The 15,871-nt window shown below is 65.6% G+C and carries 15 protein-coding genes; 6 read left to right on the plus strand and 9 right to left on the minus strand.

Translation table 11 applies throughout. The features are described 5' to 3' along the window. Positions 1–5: 5 nt before the first annotated feature. From IM816_RS04790 to miaB, 5 genes are all read right to left on the minus strand, one after another. On the minus strand, positions 6–1,202 hold the full coding sequence (locus IM816_RS04790) for a lipoprotein N-acyltransferase Lnb domain-containing protein (protein ID WP_250339990.1): 1,197 nt from the start codon (positions 1,200–1,202) through the stop codon (positions 6–8). A gap of 152 nt (positions 1,203–1,354) precedes the next feature. Then, on the minus strand, positions 1,355–2,206 hold the full coding sequence (locus IM816_RS04795) for a CorC family transporter (RefSeq protein WP_072322939.1): 852 nt from the start codon (positions 2,204–2,206) through the stop codon (positions 1,355–1,357). A gap of 274 nt (positions 2,207–2,480) precedes the next feature. Next, complete coding sequence (gene ybeY, locus IM816_RS04800) at positions 2,481–2,951, minus strand: rRNA maturation RNase YbeY (RefSeq protein WP_250339991.1); 471 nt, start codon at positions 2,949–2,951, stop codon at positions 2,481–2,483. Continuing rightward, positions 2,948–3,928, minus strand: coding sequence for a PhoH family protein (locus tag IM816_RS04805; RefSeq protein WP_072322941.1), 981 nt, complete (start codon positions 3,926–3,928; stop codon positions 2,948–2,950). The genes ybeY and IM816_RS04805 overlap by 4 nt, the downstream gene beginning before the upstream one ends. A gap of 5 nt (positions 3,929–3,933) precedes the next feature. Next, positions 3,934–5,283 (minus strand): tRNA (N6-isopentenyl adenosine(37)-C2)-methylthiotransferase MiaB, encoded by a 1,350-nt coding sequence (gene miaB, locus IM816_RS04810; protein WP_250339992.1) that lies wholly within the window; start codon positions 5,281–5,283, stop codon positions 3,934–3,936. Positions 5,284–5,510: 227 nt separating this feature from the next. On the opposite strand from miaB, the gene IM816_RS04815 reads away from it, so the two are divergent. Next, positions 5,511–6,578, plus strand: a complete 1,068-nt coding sequence (locus IM816_RS04815; protein ID WP_250339993.1) for a lytic transglycosylase domain-containing protein — start codon at positions 5,511–5,513, stop codon at positions 6,576–6,578. Positions 6,579–6,855: 277 nt separating this feature from the next. On the opposite strand, the gene IM816_RS04820 is transcribed toward IM816_RS04815, so the two are convergent. Beyond that, positions 6,856–8,040, minus strand: coding sequence for a S1C family serine protease (locus IM816_RS04820; protein WP_250339994.1), 1,185 nt, complete (start codon positions 8,038–8,040; stop codon positions 6,856–6,858). Between the two features lie 233 nt (positions 8,041–8,273). Here IM816_RS04820 and petA point away from each other — a divergent pair, with 233 nt between their 5' ends. The 5 genes from petA (at position 8,274) to IM816_RS04845 (ending at position 12,202) form a co-directional block, all read left to right on the plus strand. Further along, complete coding sequence (gene petA / locus IM816_RS04825) at positions 8,274–8,873, plus strand: ubiquinol-cytochrome c reductase iron-sulfur subunit (RefSeq protein ID WP_072322945.1); 600 nt, start codon at positions 8,274–8,276, stop codon at positions 8,871–8,873. Continuing rightward, positions 8,873–10,174 carry a cytochrome b gene (locus IM816_RS04830; RefSeq protein ID WP_072322946.1) on the plus strand — a complete coding sequence of 434 codons (1,302 nt, stop codon included), beginning with the start codon at positions 8,873–8,875 and terminating at the stop codon, positions 10,172–10,174. The genes petA and IM816_RS04830 overlap by 1 nt, the downstream gene beginning before the upstream one ends. Then, positions 10,167–10,919, plus strand: a complete 753-nt coding sequence (locus IM816_RS04835) for a cytochrome c1 (RefSeq protein WP_072322947.1) — start codon at positions 10,167–10,169, stop codon at positions 10,917–10,919. Before IM816_RS04830 ends, IM816_RS04835 begins: the two co-directional genes overlap by 8 nt. 73 nt (positions 10,920–10,992) lie before the next feature. Beyond that, positions 10,993–11,637 (plus strand): glutathione S-transferase N-terminal domain-containing protein, encoded by a 645-nt coding sequence (locus tag IM816_RS04840; protein WP_250339995.1) that lies wholly within the window; start codon positions 10,993–10,995, stop codon positions 11,635–11,637. A gap of 124 nt (positions 11,638–11,761) precedes the next feature. Further along, complete coding sequence (locus IM816_RS04845) at positions 11,762–12,202, plus strand: ClpXP protease specificity-enhancing factor (protein ID WP_083527481.1); 441 nt, start codon at positions 11,762–11,764, stop codon at positions 12,200–12,202. Between the two features lie 30 nt (positions 12,203–12,232). Here IM816_RS04845 and IM816_RS04850 read toward each other — a convergent pair whose 3' ends face one another. Genes IM816_RS04850 through IM816_RS04860 form a run of 3 tightly spaced genes read right to left on the minus strand, consistent with a single transcriptional unit; the run spans position 12,233 to position 15,835 of the window. Beyond that, a complete protein-coding gene (locus IM816_RS04850; RefSeq protein WP_250339996.1) occupies positions 12,233–12,628 on the minus strand; it encodes a DUF3301 domain-containing protein in 396 nt (131 codons plus the stop codon). 55 nt (positions 12,629–12,683) lie between these two features. Beyond that, entirely contained in the window at positions 12,684–13,556 is an 873-nt protein-coding gene (nadC, locus tag IM816_RS04855; protein ID WP_250339997.1) for a carboxylating nicotinate-nucleotide diphosphorylase, read from the minus strand. Further along, positions 13,553–15,835 carry a DUF1631 domain-containing protein gene (locus IM816_RS04860; protein WP_250339998.1) on the minus strand — a complete coding sequence of 761 codons (2,283 nt, stop codon included), beginning with the start codon at positions 15,833–15,835 and terminating at the stop codon, positions 13,553–13,555. Before IM816_RS04860 ends, nadC begins: the two co-directional genes overlap by 4 nt. Positions 15,836–15,871 lie beyond the last annotated feature (36 nt).

Below are 15,871 nucleotides of genomic sequence, written 5' to 3' on the forward strand. Positions count from 1 at the left end.
CGGCATCAGTCGTGTCGGCGGCAGAAGGTCCAGGTCAAAGCGGCCCAGCAGGGAAGGGCGAAAAGGAGCCAGGGAAGGTTCCGCTGGGGGAAGTCGGGCCACAGATGCAGCAACAGCGCGATCGCGCATGCGGCAAACGATATCGCCGTGACGCGGGAGGTGGCACGACTGATCGGGCGTCCCGCGCGGCGAATCCGCCAGATGCCCGGGAGAATCGCAAACGCCAGCGGCGAGAACGCAAGCAGGTTGAAGTTGCCCCAGGCGGAGCGATGGAGTGTCAACGTCCACAGGGCCAGCATCAGCAGCCCCGCGAGGCCTGCAAACAACGCGTACAGCGTGCCTGCCGCCACGAACACGCCACGCGCACCACCACGTCGGGTGAGCGCAGGCAGGGCGAGCGGAACGGCGAACAGAAGGCCAGCGGCGAGCAACGGCCAGCGCAGATCCGGCGCACGATCCGGGGGCGGAGTCAGCTTCGCCGGCACCAGCAAAGTGTCTTCGGCCACCAGGGGGCGGCCATCGACGGAGATGCTGCGCAACTGGTCTTCGAGCGTCATCGGCAGGAAGCTCTCCTTCCAGGCCGTCATGGGCTGATCGGCGTACGGTCCCAGGCCCAGGTCCATGCCAAGCATCAGCAGCGGCTGGTTGCTCATGAGTCGCGCGGTCTGCTCGCGGAACGTCATGCCGCCGGGTTGGTTGATCCACGCGGTGCTCAGCACGCCGCCGAGCGCATCGTCGAGTGCATCGCGCACGCGGGTGGTGCAGTTGTCGACGTAGTAGTCGTAGTGATAGCCCGCGTTCTCGGGGCGAATGTTCCAGAGCAGAAAGCGCCGCAGCCGTTCCTTCTGCGCGTCGTCCAGCGCCAACCGTTGGCGCCGCACGTAGCGGCCTTCGCTGGCGTAGAAATCGATGTCCGACTGCGTGCTCTCGGCATCCATGCGATAGGCCATGATGCCGCGCGCAAAATTCAGCAGGAAACCTTTCTGATCGAAATCGAACACGCCGTAATTGAAAGCGATGGATTCGCCGCTGACGGTGTCGCGCACTTCCAGTGCATCGTGGCCGAAGCGCTCCCAGTAGATGTCGCCGGGCCCGTAGGTCATCAGCGAGATTTCCAGGTTCGCCGCAGGCGCGTCGACGATGCCCGCGCGAACGGCAGGAGCGAGGCACACGGCCAGGACGAGAAGCAGAATTCGACACATGGGTTCGGTCAGGGGTCCGTCTAGGTAACGCACCACTTGTAGGAGCCGCCATGGCGGCGAGGGGAGATTGCCTCGAGGTGGGGTGATGCGAAAGCTTCACCGCTTCGTTGGCCTCTCGCCGCTATAGCGGCTCCCACAGGTGGGTGTATGGGTCAGCCCGAGCCGTTTGCCGGAGCCACGTGAAACTGTTGTACGCGACGGTCGTCCGCTTCCGTGACGCGGAACACGAAGTTGCCCACGGTGATCTCTTCGCCGGCAGCGGGCAGGTGACCGAACTCCGACGTGATCATGCCGCCGACGGTGTCGAACTCCTCGTCGGAGAAGTGCGCGCCAGCGACCTCGTTGAAATCGGCGATCGGCGTGAGCGCGCTTACGGCGAAACCGCCTTCGGGCAGCGGCTGCATCAGCACGGGCTCTTCCTCGTCATCGTGCTCGTCGTCGATCTCGCCGACGATCTGCTCGAGGACGTCCTCGATGGTGATGAGGCCGGCAACGCCGCCGTACTCGTCGACCACCAGGGCCATGTGATTGCGGGTGAGGCGGAACTCCGCGAGCAGCACGTTGAGGCGCATCGACTCGGGGATCAGTACGGCGGGGCGGAGCAGGGCGCGCACGTCGCAGCCATCGCTCTGACCGAAATACTTCAGGAGATCCTTGGCGAGAAGGATGCCGAGGACTTCGTCCTTGTCTTCGCCATGTACGGGAAAGCGGGAGTGCCCCGATTCCACCACGGCGGCAAGGATGTCGGGCAGCGGCGCGTCGGCGGGAAGGCTGACGATCTGGGCGCGAGGCACCATGACGTCGTCGACGCTGAGTTCGGTGACCTTGATCGCACCCTCGACCATGGTCAGGGTGTCGTTCGACAGCAGGCCGTTGGCCTGGGCGGCGCGCAGTTCCTCGATCAGTTCGTCGCGGTTGCGTGGCTCGCCGGAAAACATATGGCCCAGGCGGTCCCACCACGATCGGTGAGCCGGGCCGTTGGTACTACCAGGGTCCTCGTTCATTCTCTTTTGGGTTCGGCCCAAGTGGGCGGAACAAGCAGTCTACTGGAATTCGTGTGACGGTTCAGGTGAGCGATCCGCGTACCCCCGTGGAGATCGCTGTGGGAGCGGGTTCTTGCCGGTGGAGCCAGCCTGCTGGCGAGAGCAAGCTCGCCGGTGGGAGCCAGCCTGCTGGCGATAAGCCAACGGAGCGGTATGGCTGCGAGGCAAGCTCACATCGCCAGCAGGCTGGCTCCCACCGGCTTTTCGCCGCCATGGCGGCTCCCACAGGCGGCCGCTACGGAGCGGCTTCGTACGGATCGGGGATGCCCAGGCCGGCCAGGATGCGGGTTTCCAGGGCCTCCATGGCTTCTGCCTCGGCATCGTCGATGTGGTCGTAGCCGAGAAGGTGCAAGGTGCCGTGCACGGTCATGTGTGCCCAATGGTGGGCGGCCGTCTTGCCCTGCTCGGCGGCTTCGCGAGCCACCACCGGCGCGCAGATGACGAGGTCGCCGATCAGCGGCAGGTTCACCCCGGGCGGCAGGTCGGCGGGGAAGGAAAGCACATTGGTGGCGTAGTCACGGCCACGGTACTGAAGATTGAGGGCCTGCCCCTCGTCGGCATCGACGATACGGATGGCCACCTCGGTAGCCTTGCGTCGGCGGGCGCCCTTGAGCGCGGCCTCCACCCAGCGGCGGAAGCTGGCCGACGCGGGCACGCCTTTTCGCGACGCGGTGGCGTAGCCCACCGCGACATCCACCTGACTCACCGTTCTTCGTCCTGCTTCTGCTCGAAGGCTTCGTAGGCGCGCACGATCTTCGCCACCAGCGGGTGGCGCACCACGTCGCGCGAGGTGAAGAAGGTGAAGCTGATGCCGTCCACGCCGCGCAGCACCTCGATGGCGTGGCGCAGGCCGGAACGCACGTTGCGCGGCAGGTCCACCTGGGAGACGTCGCCCGTGATCACCGCCACCGAGCCGAAGCCGATGCGGGTGAGGAACATCTTCATCTGCTCCACGGTGGTGTTCTGCGCTTCGTCGAGGATCACGTAGGCATCGTTGAGCGTGCGGCCGCGCATGTAGGCCAGCGGTGCGATCTCGATGACGTTGCGCTCGATGAGCTTGGACACCTTCTCGAAGCCGACCATCTCGTACAGTGCGTCGTAGAGCGGGCGCAGATACGGATCGATCTTCTGACTCAGGTCGCCAGGCAGGAAGCCCAGCTTTTCACCTGCTTCCACCGCCGGGCGCACGAGCAGCACGCGCTGCACGCGGTTGGCTTCCAGCGCTTCCACTGCACTGGCAACGGCGAGATAGGTCTTGCCGGTGCCGGCGGGGCCGACGCCAAAGTTGATGTCGTGTGTGGTGATGGCGTGCAGGTAGCGCGCCTGGTTCGGTCCGCGGCCCTTGATGACGCCGCGCTTCACCTTGATCACGACGTCCTGGGCCGACTCCGCCGCCTGTTCGTTCAAGGCGTCGATGCCGGACTCCGCCAGGCGCACGTTGATCGTCTGCCCGTTGAGCGTTTCGTGTTCGGTGGCGTCGTACAGCGCACGCAGCACCTGCTCGCCGGCCTTGGACGATGCTTCGTCGCCAATGACACGGAACAGGCTGCCGCGGTGGTCGATCTCGATACCGAGGCGCAACTCAATCTGGCGGATATGCTCGTCGAGCGGGCCGCAGAGATTGGCGAGGCGAACGTTGTCTTCGGGATCGAGGGCGAAATCGCGCTGGGAAAGTTGGGTCATGGCATTCACGAGGCTAACGCGACCTCATCGTCCATCCGGACGCGGCCGCGCAGCGAGTTGGACATGGCCTCGGTGATCACGACGTCGACGAACTGCCCGATCATCCGTGGATGGCCGGGGAAGTTCACGTAGCGCATGTTCTCGGTGCGGCCGGTCATTTCGTTCGGATTCTTGCGGCTGGGCTTTTCCACCAGCACGCGCTGCACGGTGCCGACCATCGCCTCGTTGATCCGGCGAGCGTTCTCGTTCAATACGGCCTGCAGGCGCGACAGGCGAGCATGCTTCACCTCGGCTGGCGTCTCGTCGGCGAGGTTGGCCGCAGGCGTGCCGGGGCGCGACGAGAAAATGAAGGAGAAGCTCTGGTCGAAGCCGACGTCGTCGATCAGCTTCATGGTCTTTTCGAAATCCTCGTCCGTCTCGCCAGGGAAGCCGACGATGAAGTCCGAGGAAATGCAGATGTCCGGGCGCACTGCGCGCAGCTTGCGGATGCGCTGCTTGAATTCCAGCGCCGTGTAACCGCGCTTCATGGCAGCGAGGATGCGGTCGGAACCGGCCTGCACCGGAAGATGCAGGTAGTTGGCCAGTTGCGGCACGTTCGCATAGGCCTCGATCAGCGAGTCGGAGAACTCCAGCGGATGCGAGGTGGTGAAGCGGATGCGGCCGATGCCTTCGATCTGGGCAATGGCGTGGATCAGCACGGCAAGGTCGGCGGTTTCGCCGTCATGCGTCGGGCCGCGGTAGGCGTTGACGTTCTGGCCGAGCAGGTTGACCTCGCGCACGCCCTGTTCGGCGAGCTGGGCCACTTCGACGATCACGTCGTCGAACGGACGGCTGATTTCCTCGCCGCGGGTGTACGGCACCACGCAGTAAGAGCAGTACTTCGAGCAGCCTTCCATGATCGAGACGAAGGCGGTGGGGCCTTCCGCGCGCGGCTCGGGCAGGCGGTCGAACTTCTCGATCTCGGGGAAGCTGATGTCCACCTGCGCCTTGCCGCTGGCGCGCTGGGCTTCGATCATTTCGGGCAAGCGGTGCAGCGTCTGCGGGCCGAACACGAGGTCGACGTAGGGCGCGCGTTTGATGATGGCGTCGCCTTCCTGCGAGGCCACGCAACCGCCGACGCCGATCAGCACGGGCTTGCCGCCCTGCTTGTGCGCCTTCCAGCGACCCAACTGGCTGAAGACCTTTTCCTGCGCCTTCTCGCGGATCGAGCAGGTATTGACCAGGATGACGTCGGCTTCCGATTCGTCCTGGGTCAGCTCCAGACCATGCGATGCCCGCAGCACGTCGGCCATCTTGGCCGAGTCGTACTCGTTCATCTGGCAGCCGTGGGTCTTGATGAATAGCTTGCCGCTCATGGGCCGGGGCACCGTGTTGCTGGGGGAATACCGAACCGCGTAGTTTACGCCGGGGCCGGCGCCCGTGCCACATCGGCGCGATGGATCAAGGACTTGCGTGAAGGCGGTCACGCTTGGGGTTCTTGGCAGGGCGAGGGGCCTCGGGCACACTCGCGCCCATGGTTCACGACGCGATGCCAGGGGACAGCGCCGGCCATCCCGCCCGCCGGTTCCCACGTGCTCGAACGATGCCTCGACGGGTCGCGGCGTCGTGCGTCCTGCTGCTGGCCTTGGTCGCCGGCCCCGCGACCGCGGGCTCGCTATATCGCTGCGTCGGCAGTACCGGCGAGACGGTATTTTCTGGCAGCACGGCCGGCTATCGGGACTGCAAACGCATTGGCAGCACGCCGCCGGCTCGTCCGGCACGTCCCGCTGCGCCCGCGCCGTCGAAAAGTCCCGTGTTCGAGCCGGTCGAGGAAGCGCCGTCGCTGCGGGGTGTGATCGGGTCCGTGGTATCCGCGCCGTCGTCCGCCGCCTCGTTGGTCGGTGTCACCGGCGGGGTAGTGGGCAACGCTGCCGATGAAGTCGCGCCTCCCTCATTGCCCCCCGTCACCGCGCCCAAGGGCACGTGGGATTACCGGGAGTCGTCCACGGCCGACCTCACTGTGGCCGAGGCGCCGCCGTCGCCCAAGGGATCACGTGTGCTGCGCGGCGCCGTCTACCGGATCACCCGGGCGGATGGCGGTGTGGAATACACCAACATCCCGCCAGGCGGCAGTGGGAAGGGGCAGAGCATCAAGATGCTCTTTACTTATATAGCGACCTGCGCTGCCTGCGACGTCCATTCGAAGATCGACTGGAACAGCGTGGCACTCAATATCTCGTCGTACGGCGAGGCCATTCATGCCGCCAGCAGCGAGTTCGGCGTCGACGAGGCGCTGCTGCGTGCCGTGATCCATGCCGAGAGCGCGTTCAATCCGCGCGCCTTGTCGGTTGCCGGGGCGCAGGGCCTGATGCAGTTGATTCCCGGCACGGCCCGGGACATGGGCGTGCTCGATGCCTTCGACGCCAACCAGAACATTCGCGGCGGCGCGCGCTACCTCGCGCTCTTGCTGCGGAACTTCAACGGAAACGAGCGCCTGGCAGCGGCCGCGTACAACGCCGGTCCGGGCGCGGTGCAGAAGTACAACGGCGTGCCGCCGTACGACGAAACGCAGGTCTACGTCGAGCGAGTGGGCGTGCTGCGCAAGCGTTACGCCGAGACCTTGAAACAACGGCCGAGCACCGGCGTGCCGCTGGCCGCCCGCGGGGCCTGACCGACCCTACGACCGGTGCCAGTGGGCCCTTGCCGGTGGGAGTTCGCTGGTGGGGGCCAGCCTGCTGGCGATGAGGGCTTGCCTCACCGCGACACCGCTTCGTTGGCTTATCGCCACCAGGGTGGCTCCCACCGGTGCCTTGGCTTATCGCCGCCATAGTGTGGCGATGGGGAGCTTGCTGGTGGGAGCCAGCCTGCTGGCGATGGGAGCCTGCCTCACTGCTACACCGCTTCGTGGGCTTCTCGCCGCCATGGCGGCTCCCACAATGGGGCACTGATTACGGCTGCCGCAGTGCCTGCATCGGTGCGCTCGGCGGCCTTTGCGCAGGGGTGACGGTCGCGCTGAAAGGCGCGCCGTAGCGAAGACCGGAGATCTTCACGGGGACCCCCGGCTTCAACGACGCTTCGTGCCGACGAAGGTCCGAGGGATCGAGAATGTCTTCGTCGCCGATGCGCAGCAGCACGTCGCGCTGCTGGATGCCTGCGAGCGCGGCAGGACCACCCGGAGAGACCTCGTTCACGACGACACCGCGGGCCGCGGAAGGCAGGCCGCTATCGGCCGACACCGGCACGGCGCCGTAGTCCGCGCCAATCCAACCGCGCACCACGTGGCCGGTCTGCACGATCTGGTCGAGCACATCGCGGGCGCTCTGCACCGGAATGGCAAAGCCGATGCCTTCCGCGCCCACGGCCTGTCCGATCAGTGAGGTGTTGATGCCGACCAGTTCGCCATGGGCGTTGACCAGCGCACCGCCCGAGTTGCCGAAGTTGATCGCGGCGTCGGTCTGGATGAAATTCTCGAGGCTCGACAGGTTGAGCTGCCGCCCGATGGCGCTGACGATGCCCATCGTCACGGTCTGCCCGATGCCGAAGGGATTGCCGATCGCCAGGACCACGTCGCCCACGCGGGGACGGCTTTCCGCATCGGTCATGTGGATGGCAGGGAGGTTGCCTGCATCCACCTTGAGCACCGCGAGGTCGGTCTCGTCGTCCGAACCCACCACGCGCGCCTTGGCGACCCGGCCGTCGTACAGCAGCAACTGGATGTCGTCCGCGTTGGCGATTACGTGGTTGTTGGTCAGTACGTAGCCATCGTCGCTGACGATCACGCCGGAGCCGAGGTTCTGCTGGCGACGTGTTCGCGCCGGGCCGGTGGGTACGCTGAAGATGCGCTGGAGCACCGGGTCCGAATAGAGCTCGCGCGGCTGCTCGGTGACCAGCTTGTTCGCATAGATGTTGACCACCGACGGCGCGGCCTTGGCCACGGCGTCGGCATAGGAGGCCGGGGCTGAGCCGGGCGCGTTCGCGGGTGCGGTCACCTGACCGCCTGCGGAGGCGGGCGCGAGACGCTGGCGAAGGAAGGCACCGCTGCCCGGCCAGAACAGGCCGATCACGAAGGCGACGGCGAGGCCGAGCACGACAAAGCGGGCGACGAAGGCGAGCGTGCGGGCGGCGTGTTTCATGAAAGAGCGCTGTGGTCCTGTCGTCGTCGCGTCGCCTTGCCCACGAAGCGCAACCTGTTGCCCGCGGTTCGGGCCGTTCCGTGGTGCCCCAGTCCCTACGAGATAGGGGGCGATGTCAGTTTATTGTACGTGGCTGGTGCTGACGTTACACTGACGCGATTTTGCGGAAGCCGATTTCCGAAAGAACCGGCGATGGGGTCCGCACCTCAATGGCATAAGTTCCGGAGAGCCTGATGGCGAACGAAGTCGTCGATCACGGGCGCCGTCGCTTCCTAACCGTTACGACAGCAGTTGTCGGCGGTGCGGGAGTGGTCGCGGCGGTCGTGCCCTTCATCAAGTCGTGGGAACCGAGCGCAAGGGCAAAGGCAGCAGGAGCGCCTGTCACGGTCGATATCAGTGCCATCGAGGCCGGCCAGAAGGTCACCTTCGCGTGGCGCAGCCTTCCGGTCTTCGTCGTCAACCGCACCAAGGACCAGCTGGCCCAGTTGAAGGGCCTCGAGCCCCGTTTGCTGGACCCGCAGTCGTCCGACGCGGCACAGCAGCCGAAGTACGCCACCAACGAGACCCGCTCGATCAAGCCCGAATGGCTGGTCGTCATCGGTCTGTGCACCCATCTGGGCTGCGTGCCCGACTTCGTGCCGGACATCAAGCCCGAGCCGTTCGACGCCAACTGGAAGGGTGGTTTCTACTGCCCCTGCCATAAGTCACGGTACGACCTCTCCGGCCGTGTCTTCAGCGGCGTGCCCGCACCGAAGAACCTGCCCGTGCCGCCGTACCACTTCGTCGACGACACGCACATTCAGATCGGCGTGGATCCGAAGGAGGCAGGCTGATGGCTAAGGTCTTTACCCGCATCGGTGACTGGGTCAACGAGCGTGCCCCGAGCCTGGCGCCGATGTACCGGAAGCACATGACGGAGTACTTCGCGCCGAAGAACTTCAACCTCTGGTACTACTTCGGTTCGCTGGCGCTGCTGGTCCTGGTCAACCAGATCATCACCGGCATCTTCCTCACCATGAACTACAAGACGAGTGCGGCGGAAGCCTTCAACTCGGTCGAGTACATCATGCGCGACGTGGAGTGGGGCTGGCTGATCCGCTACATGCACTCCACCGGTGCGTCGCTGTTCTTCGTGGTGGTTTTCCTGCACATGTTCCGCGGGATCATGTACGGCTCGTTCAAGCGTCCGCGCGAGCTGGTCTGGATCCTCGGCATGCTGATCTTCCTCGTGCTGATGGCCGAGGCGTTCATGGGCTACGTGCTGCCGTGGGGCAACATGTCGTTCTGGGGTGCCAAGGTGATCATCTCGCTGTTCGGCACCATTCCCTACATCGGCGGTTCGCTGGTGGAGTGGATCATGGGCGACTTCCTGCCCGCCGACGCCACGCTCAACCGCTTCTTCGCGCTGCACGTGATCGCGCTGCCGCTGGTGCTGCTGCTCCTGGTGGTGCTGCATCTCGCGGCACTGCATGAAGTGGGTTCGAACAACCCCGATGGCGTCGACGTGAAGCACGGCCCGAAGGGCAACAAGTGGAACCCCGAGAAGCCCATCGATGCCATCCCGTTCCATCCGTACTACACGGTGAAGGACCTGGTGGGCGTCGGCTTCTTCCTCACGATCGCCGCGTTCATCATCTTCTTCGCGCCGACGTTCGGCGGCTGGTTCCTGGAGCACGACAACTTCACGCCGGCCAACAACCTCGTCACGCCGAGCCACATCAAACCGTCGTGGTACTTCACGCCGTTCTACGCGATTCTGCGCATGATCCCGTCGTTCTTCGGTACGGCGATCTGGGGCGTGATCGGCATGTTCGGCGCGATCCTGCTGCTGGCACTGCTGCCTTGGCTCGACAAGGGCGCCGTTCGCTCGGTCCGCTACCGCGGCCTCGGTTTCCGCATTGCCCTGGGCGTGCTCGTGGTGTCCTTCCTTGCCCTGGGCCTGGTCGGTGCGGGCGTCACCGCCGAGCTGATTCCGGTGTGGTTCCCGGGCGCTGACGTCACCACCGTGGAGAACGCCTTCGGCCGACTCATGGTGCTGGGCTACTTCGGGTTCTTCGTATTCGTATGGGTCTATACGCGCTTTGGGTTCGAGAAGACCAAGCCGGTTCCGGAACGGGTGACGATGCATGATTAAGCGCTCTATCTCCGCCATCGCCCTGGCGCTGGGCCTCGCGGTCGCCACGCTTCCCGCCCTGGCCTCCGAAGGTGAGGGGCTCGCGTCGGCCGGCACCAACGTGTCGGATCGCGCGTCCCTGCAGCGCGGCGCCAAGTTGTTCTTCAACTACTGCGTGGGTTGCCACTCGCTGAAGTACGTGCGCTATTCGCGCCTCGCTTCCGACCTCGGCCTGTCCGAGGAAGAGGTGATGACGAACTTCAACTTCACGGGAGCGAAGTTCGGCGAGCCGGTGATCTCGCACATGCCGGCCGAGGACGCCAAGGCCTGGTTCGGCAAGGATCCGCCGGATCTCTCGCTGGAAGCGCGCGCCAAGGGCGTGGACTTCATCTACAACTATCTGAACTCGTTCTACCTCGACCCGAGCCGGCCGGTAGGCTGGAACAACACCGTGTTCCCGAATGCGTCCATGCCCAATCCCCTGTGGGAGTTGCAGGGCCTGCAGACGGCGGTGCACGGCGAGGCGGCGCCGGGGCAGGAAGCGGCGGTGGAAAAGCTGGAAATCTCCACGCCGGGTCGCATGACGCCGGAGGAATTCCACAGCGCCACACGCGACCTCACCACCTTCCTCGAATACACCGCAGAGCCCGCTGCGCTCGAGCGGCAGTCGGTGGGCGTCTGGGTCATCCTGTTCCTGGCTGGCCTGACCTTCCTCCTGTACCTTCTGAAACATGAGTACTGGAAGGACGTTCACGAAAGTCACTGACTGACGTCCCCACGGGGCGGCCCCGGCGGGTCGCCCCGTTTTCGTTGAGGCAGCAGGGAGGGAGATCGAAAGCATGGTCCAGAACGCACGTTCGCGCTCGGCTCTGACGCTGTACACCAGCGCCGACGACATCCATTGCCATCGCACACGTCTCGTACTGGCCGCCAAAGGCGTCGCCTACGACCGGATCATCGTGAAAGCCGATGAGCCGACGCCCGATCTCCTCGAACTGAATCCCTACGGCACCCTGCCGACCCTGGTCGACCGGGACCTCACGCTCTACGACCCGGCCGTGGTCGTCGAGTACCTCGACGAGCGCTATCCGCACCCGCCATTGATGCCGATCGATCCGCTATCCCGGGCGCGTCTGCGTTTGGGCACCTGGCGCATCGAAAACGACTGGCTGCCCGAGATCGAGGCCATCGGCGAGGGTGGCAAGGTCGCGGAGGGTGCCCGTAAGCGCTTGCGCGAGCAGCTGTTGATGTCGGTGCCGCTGTTCAAGGCATCGCGGTTCTTCCTCAACCCGGAAATGAGCCTCATCGACTGCCTGGTGGCGCCAGTGGTGTGGCGCTTGCCGCACTTGGGCGTGGATCTGGGCAAGGAAGGCAAGCCGATCATCGATTACGGCGAGCGCCTGTTCCATAGCCAGGGCTTCGCCCGCAGCCTCACGCCCGAAGAGCGCGATATGCGCCCGGACTTCAATTTCAGCCCGGGTTAGCCCCGCGCAGGCGCGTATCGCTTAAACTCTCCTCTGGCCTTGCCCTGCCGGGGCTCTTGGTGATCCCCGACCAACCGGCGGGTACGACGAGGACGGTTCCATGGATACGAACGAAAATGCGGGCATGACTTCGAATCGCCCCTACCTGCTGCGCGCCATCTACGACTGGATCAGCGACAACGGCCTGACGCCGTACGTGCTGGTGGACGCCGCCAAGCCGGGCGTCAAGGTGCCGGCTCATGTCGTGAAGAACGGTCAGGTGGTGCTCAACCTGGCGATGCGCGCAGTGGGCAATCTCGACCTCGGCAACGACCGGATTGCTTTCCAGGCGCGCTTCTCGGGCGTCAGCCAGTCCATCGTCATCCCGGTGCAGGCCGTGCTGGCGCTCTACGCGCAGGAAAACGGCCAGGGCATGATGTTCCCGGCCGACGAGAACGATGCGCTGCCGTCCAATGGGCCCGAAGCGGCCGACGAGGCCAATGAAGCCAACGAGACGCCGCCGAACGTGGGTGGCGACGACGATCGGCCGAAGCGCGGTGCTCCGCATCTGCGCGTGGTGAAGTAACGACGCGGTGTTTCGGGTGACGGCGAGGCCCTAGTGCAGCCGTCGCCGATCCGCGAGTGACACCACGTTGCCCGAGTGGACCACCGAATCGGTGGCGACCACGGTCTCCAGTTCCGGCGAACCTGACAGCGGCAACGAAAAACTCGCCACGTCGTTGCCCGCCATCCACAGGCGTGCAGGTTGGCGGGATTGCCCGTCCTCGCTCACTTCGAACGCGTAGCAGCGCTCCAGCCGGCGCACGCCATCCACGCCCTGCAGGCGGATAGCGCGCAGGCCGACGCTCTGGTCGAGCAGTTGCAGGCTGTGGCGTTTGCACAGGGCGGTGGCGGCACGCACCGCGACCTCGCGCGCACGCGTCAGCCGGTACCAGCAGGCGACGGTCGCAGCCAGGACGAAGAGCCAGAAGAGATCGGTGAAGGAAGACATGGGGTCAGTGTGTGGCCGAGCAGCGCTTGCCACAAGTCCCGTACGGCGCCGGTCGCTACGCGGCCACGTCGAGCCGCAACGACAGGTCGATGGCGCGCACGTGCTTGGTCAGCGCCCCGCTGGAAATGAAGTCGACGCCGGTCTCCGCGATGGCGCGGATGGTGTCGAGTTCGACGTTGCCGGACACTTCGAGCGGAATACGTCCCGCTGCGAGCGCCACGGCGTCGGTCAGCATGGCGGGCGTGAAGTTGTCCAGCAAGGCGCGGTCGGCGCCCGCGGCGATGGCCTGCGCCAGCTCGTCGAGTGTTTCCACCTCGACGATCAACGGCAGGTTCGGGTGGATGGTACGCGCTGCACGCACCGCGGCGGGGATGCCGCCCGCGGCGATGATGTGGTTTTCCTTGAGCATCATCGCGTCGAACAAGCCGATGCGGTGATTCGTGCCGCCACCGCATCGCACGGCGTATTTCTGAGCCAGGCGCAGGCCAGGAATCGTCTTGCGCGTATCGAGCACGCGGGTGCGCGTACCGGCAATGGCATCCACGTAGCGCGCCGTGACGGTTGCGGTGGCCGAGAGCATCTGCAGGAAATTCAGTGCCGACCGTTCGGCCGTCACCAGAGCCCGTGCCTTGCCGGCCATGCGACAGATGGCGCTGCCAGCGGCAACGCGATCGCCGTCATGCGCGAGCCACTCGATGCGTACATCGGCATCGAGCGTGCGGAAGCAGGCGTCGAACCAGGCGGTGCCACACAGCACGGCGTTCTCGCGGCAGGTGAGTACCGCGGTAGCGGTGGCCTGCGGATCGAGCAGGTCGGCTGTGGCATCGCCAGGACCGATGTCCTCAGCGAACGCACGTGACACATCGGACTGAATCGCTTCGGCCGACGGCAATGCGCTGGCCAGGTCGCGCAAATCGGCAGGACTCATTCGGCTTCCGGCTGGCGGAGGCGTTCCACGATGGCATCCATCGCGCGATCAAAGAGCAGCGTCGAATCGAGCACGCGACCGGTGCCCGCGGCGAAGGCCTGAGCGAGGCCCGCGAGACTGTGGTCTGCGACCTTGAGTCCGCGACGATTGACGAACAGGTAGCGTCCGCTGATCGGGCTGATCCACGACAGCTTGGCGCGATCGGTGGTGCCGTCCGGTGCGGTGAATTCAAGCCACTGGCCGACCTTCAGCTCGCGTGCCTGCGCCAGGAACCGTTCGTCGAAGGCGTCGTCGCTCAGGGCCTCCACTTCGTCGTCGGGCTCGGGCTCGGCGACGGGTTCCTCGATCGCTTGAATGGCTTCCGGCAACGGCATGACGCTGGAGACAATGGTGCCCGATGCGGTTTCCGGTGCTGCCTCGCCCAACTGCTGGCGATAGAACGCATGCAACTGGCCGAGCAATTGCTCGGTGTCCGTCTCCTGGAACGCGACAGCCGCGAGCCCGCGACGAAGCGAGCGCTCGATACCGGGCAGCGTGGCGCGCAGCTCGCGCCGTGCGTTCGCGTCGTGCGCGGGACGTGCGCTGGTAATGAAGTCGTCGATGAAGCGGACGGACTCACGGAACTCGGGCGATTCCTCGCCCTGGCGGAGCAGGGTGAGCACGATGTAGTTCGCCCAGGCACGCGTCAGCACGCCATAGATAAGCGGTGGCAGCGAGGCGCCGCCGATGCGACCGACGATCTCCTGCGCCGCGCGACGGCGGGCCTGCTCGAGCTTCTCGCGACCACGGGTCGATTCCGCAACGCGTTGCTCGGCCAGCTCCGCGCGTTTGCGGCTGATGTCGAGGAAGTCCTGCAGTTCGCCGGCAAGCCGCGTGAAGATGGCAACGTCGTCGTCGAAGTCGTGCAGCAGACGCTCGACGATGGACTTCACCTTGTCGAACAGGCGTCCGTCGCGATCCGCTTCGGTCGACCAGCCCTTCGCGGCATCGGCGAGCGCATCGAGCAACTGGCGTGCCGGGTGCGATTTGTGCGCGAACAGGCGGCGGTCGAGCAGGGCGACCTTGAGATAAGGAATCTGCAGGCGTGCCAGCATGACCTGCATCTCGGCCGGCAGGTTGTGGTCTTCGAGGATGAACTCGAACAGCATGCCGACGAGATCGATCGTGTCCTCGTCCATGCCCGATACGTGGGCCGTCTGCTGGCCGCGCAACTGGCCGATCTGCGCGAGCAGTTGCTCCTTGAGCTGAGCCACGTCGCGCGTGACGTCGGCCTGCGTCGCGAGCGGCGCCGCATTGCTCGGCAGCACCGCGATCTGGCTTTGCAGCAGCGTCAACGCACCGAGCAACTCGGCCGCGCTCGGCAGCGGTCCGGTGGGCATCGGCGTGCCGCTGGCCGAACCACCCATGCCAGGGCTTGCGGTGTCGCCACGCCGCGCAGAAAACAACGCGTGCAGCGACTGCATGAACTCGGCCGCGGCAGCATCGGTTACCGGCACCGCAGGCCCGCCCGGCGTGCCGGGGACGGTATTGGACACGGGGCCGATCGGTGCCGGTGCATCGCTGCGCCGGGTGGGAATCTCGTGGCGCAACTGCGGAAGGACGCCGGCTGCCGCGAGTTCGTTGTTGATGTCGTCGTAGAGCTCGTCGATGCCGGCGAGCACGTAACGATCGAACAGCTTGTAGATGATGAGCTTGACCCGGACCTCGACCATCAACTCGCGCATGGCCTGACGGAAGGCGCTGGCGAGCGACGCCGGTCCGACCGGATTCGTGGCGTCGTCCATCCGTGCGCCGCCGCAGATGACCGACAGGCGCTGGTTCACGGCGAAGAGCGCGCGGGCGAGGCGCTGCTCGTTCTTGCCGATCATGCTCGTGATGGCGAGCGATTCTTCGAGTTCGTTTTCGCCGACGAGGCTGAGCTCGATGTTGGCGAGCGGCCGGCTGACCGTTTCCGTCTCCGGCGCGTGCGTGCGGCCGGCCGAGAAATCGGCGAGGTCGCGGGCCACCTGACCGAGAAAGGTACGCTCCACGATCGCGCGCTTCTTGCGCACTTCGCGCATGCCGTCGAAGAACTGGGTCTGCGCCGCGTTGTTCTCTGCCTTTTCAGCGAGATCGAACAACGCGTCGTCGATGTTCTCGAACATGTTCGAGGCCAGCGCGTGCAGGCGCTTGGTCGCCAGACCGCGGACCGTGACCAGCAGCGCGCCCACGCGCTCGCTGCGCGGATCCAGGCGCTGACTGAGATCGACGACGTTGGATGGCTCGCTCGCGTTGTTCATCGCGCATCCTGGATGAGTACTAGGCCCCCGCCCGAA

The sequence above is a fragment of the Luteibacter flocculans genome (assembly GCF_023612255.1).
In the GTDB taxonomy this organism is placed as follows: domain Bacteria; phylum Pseudomonadota; class Gammaproteobacteria; order Xanthomonadales; family Rhodanobacteraceae; genus Luteibacter; species Luteibacter flocculans.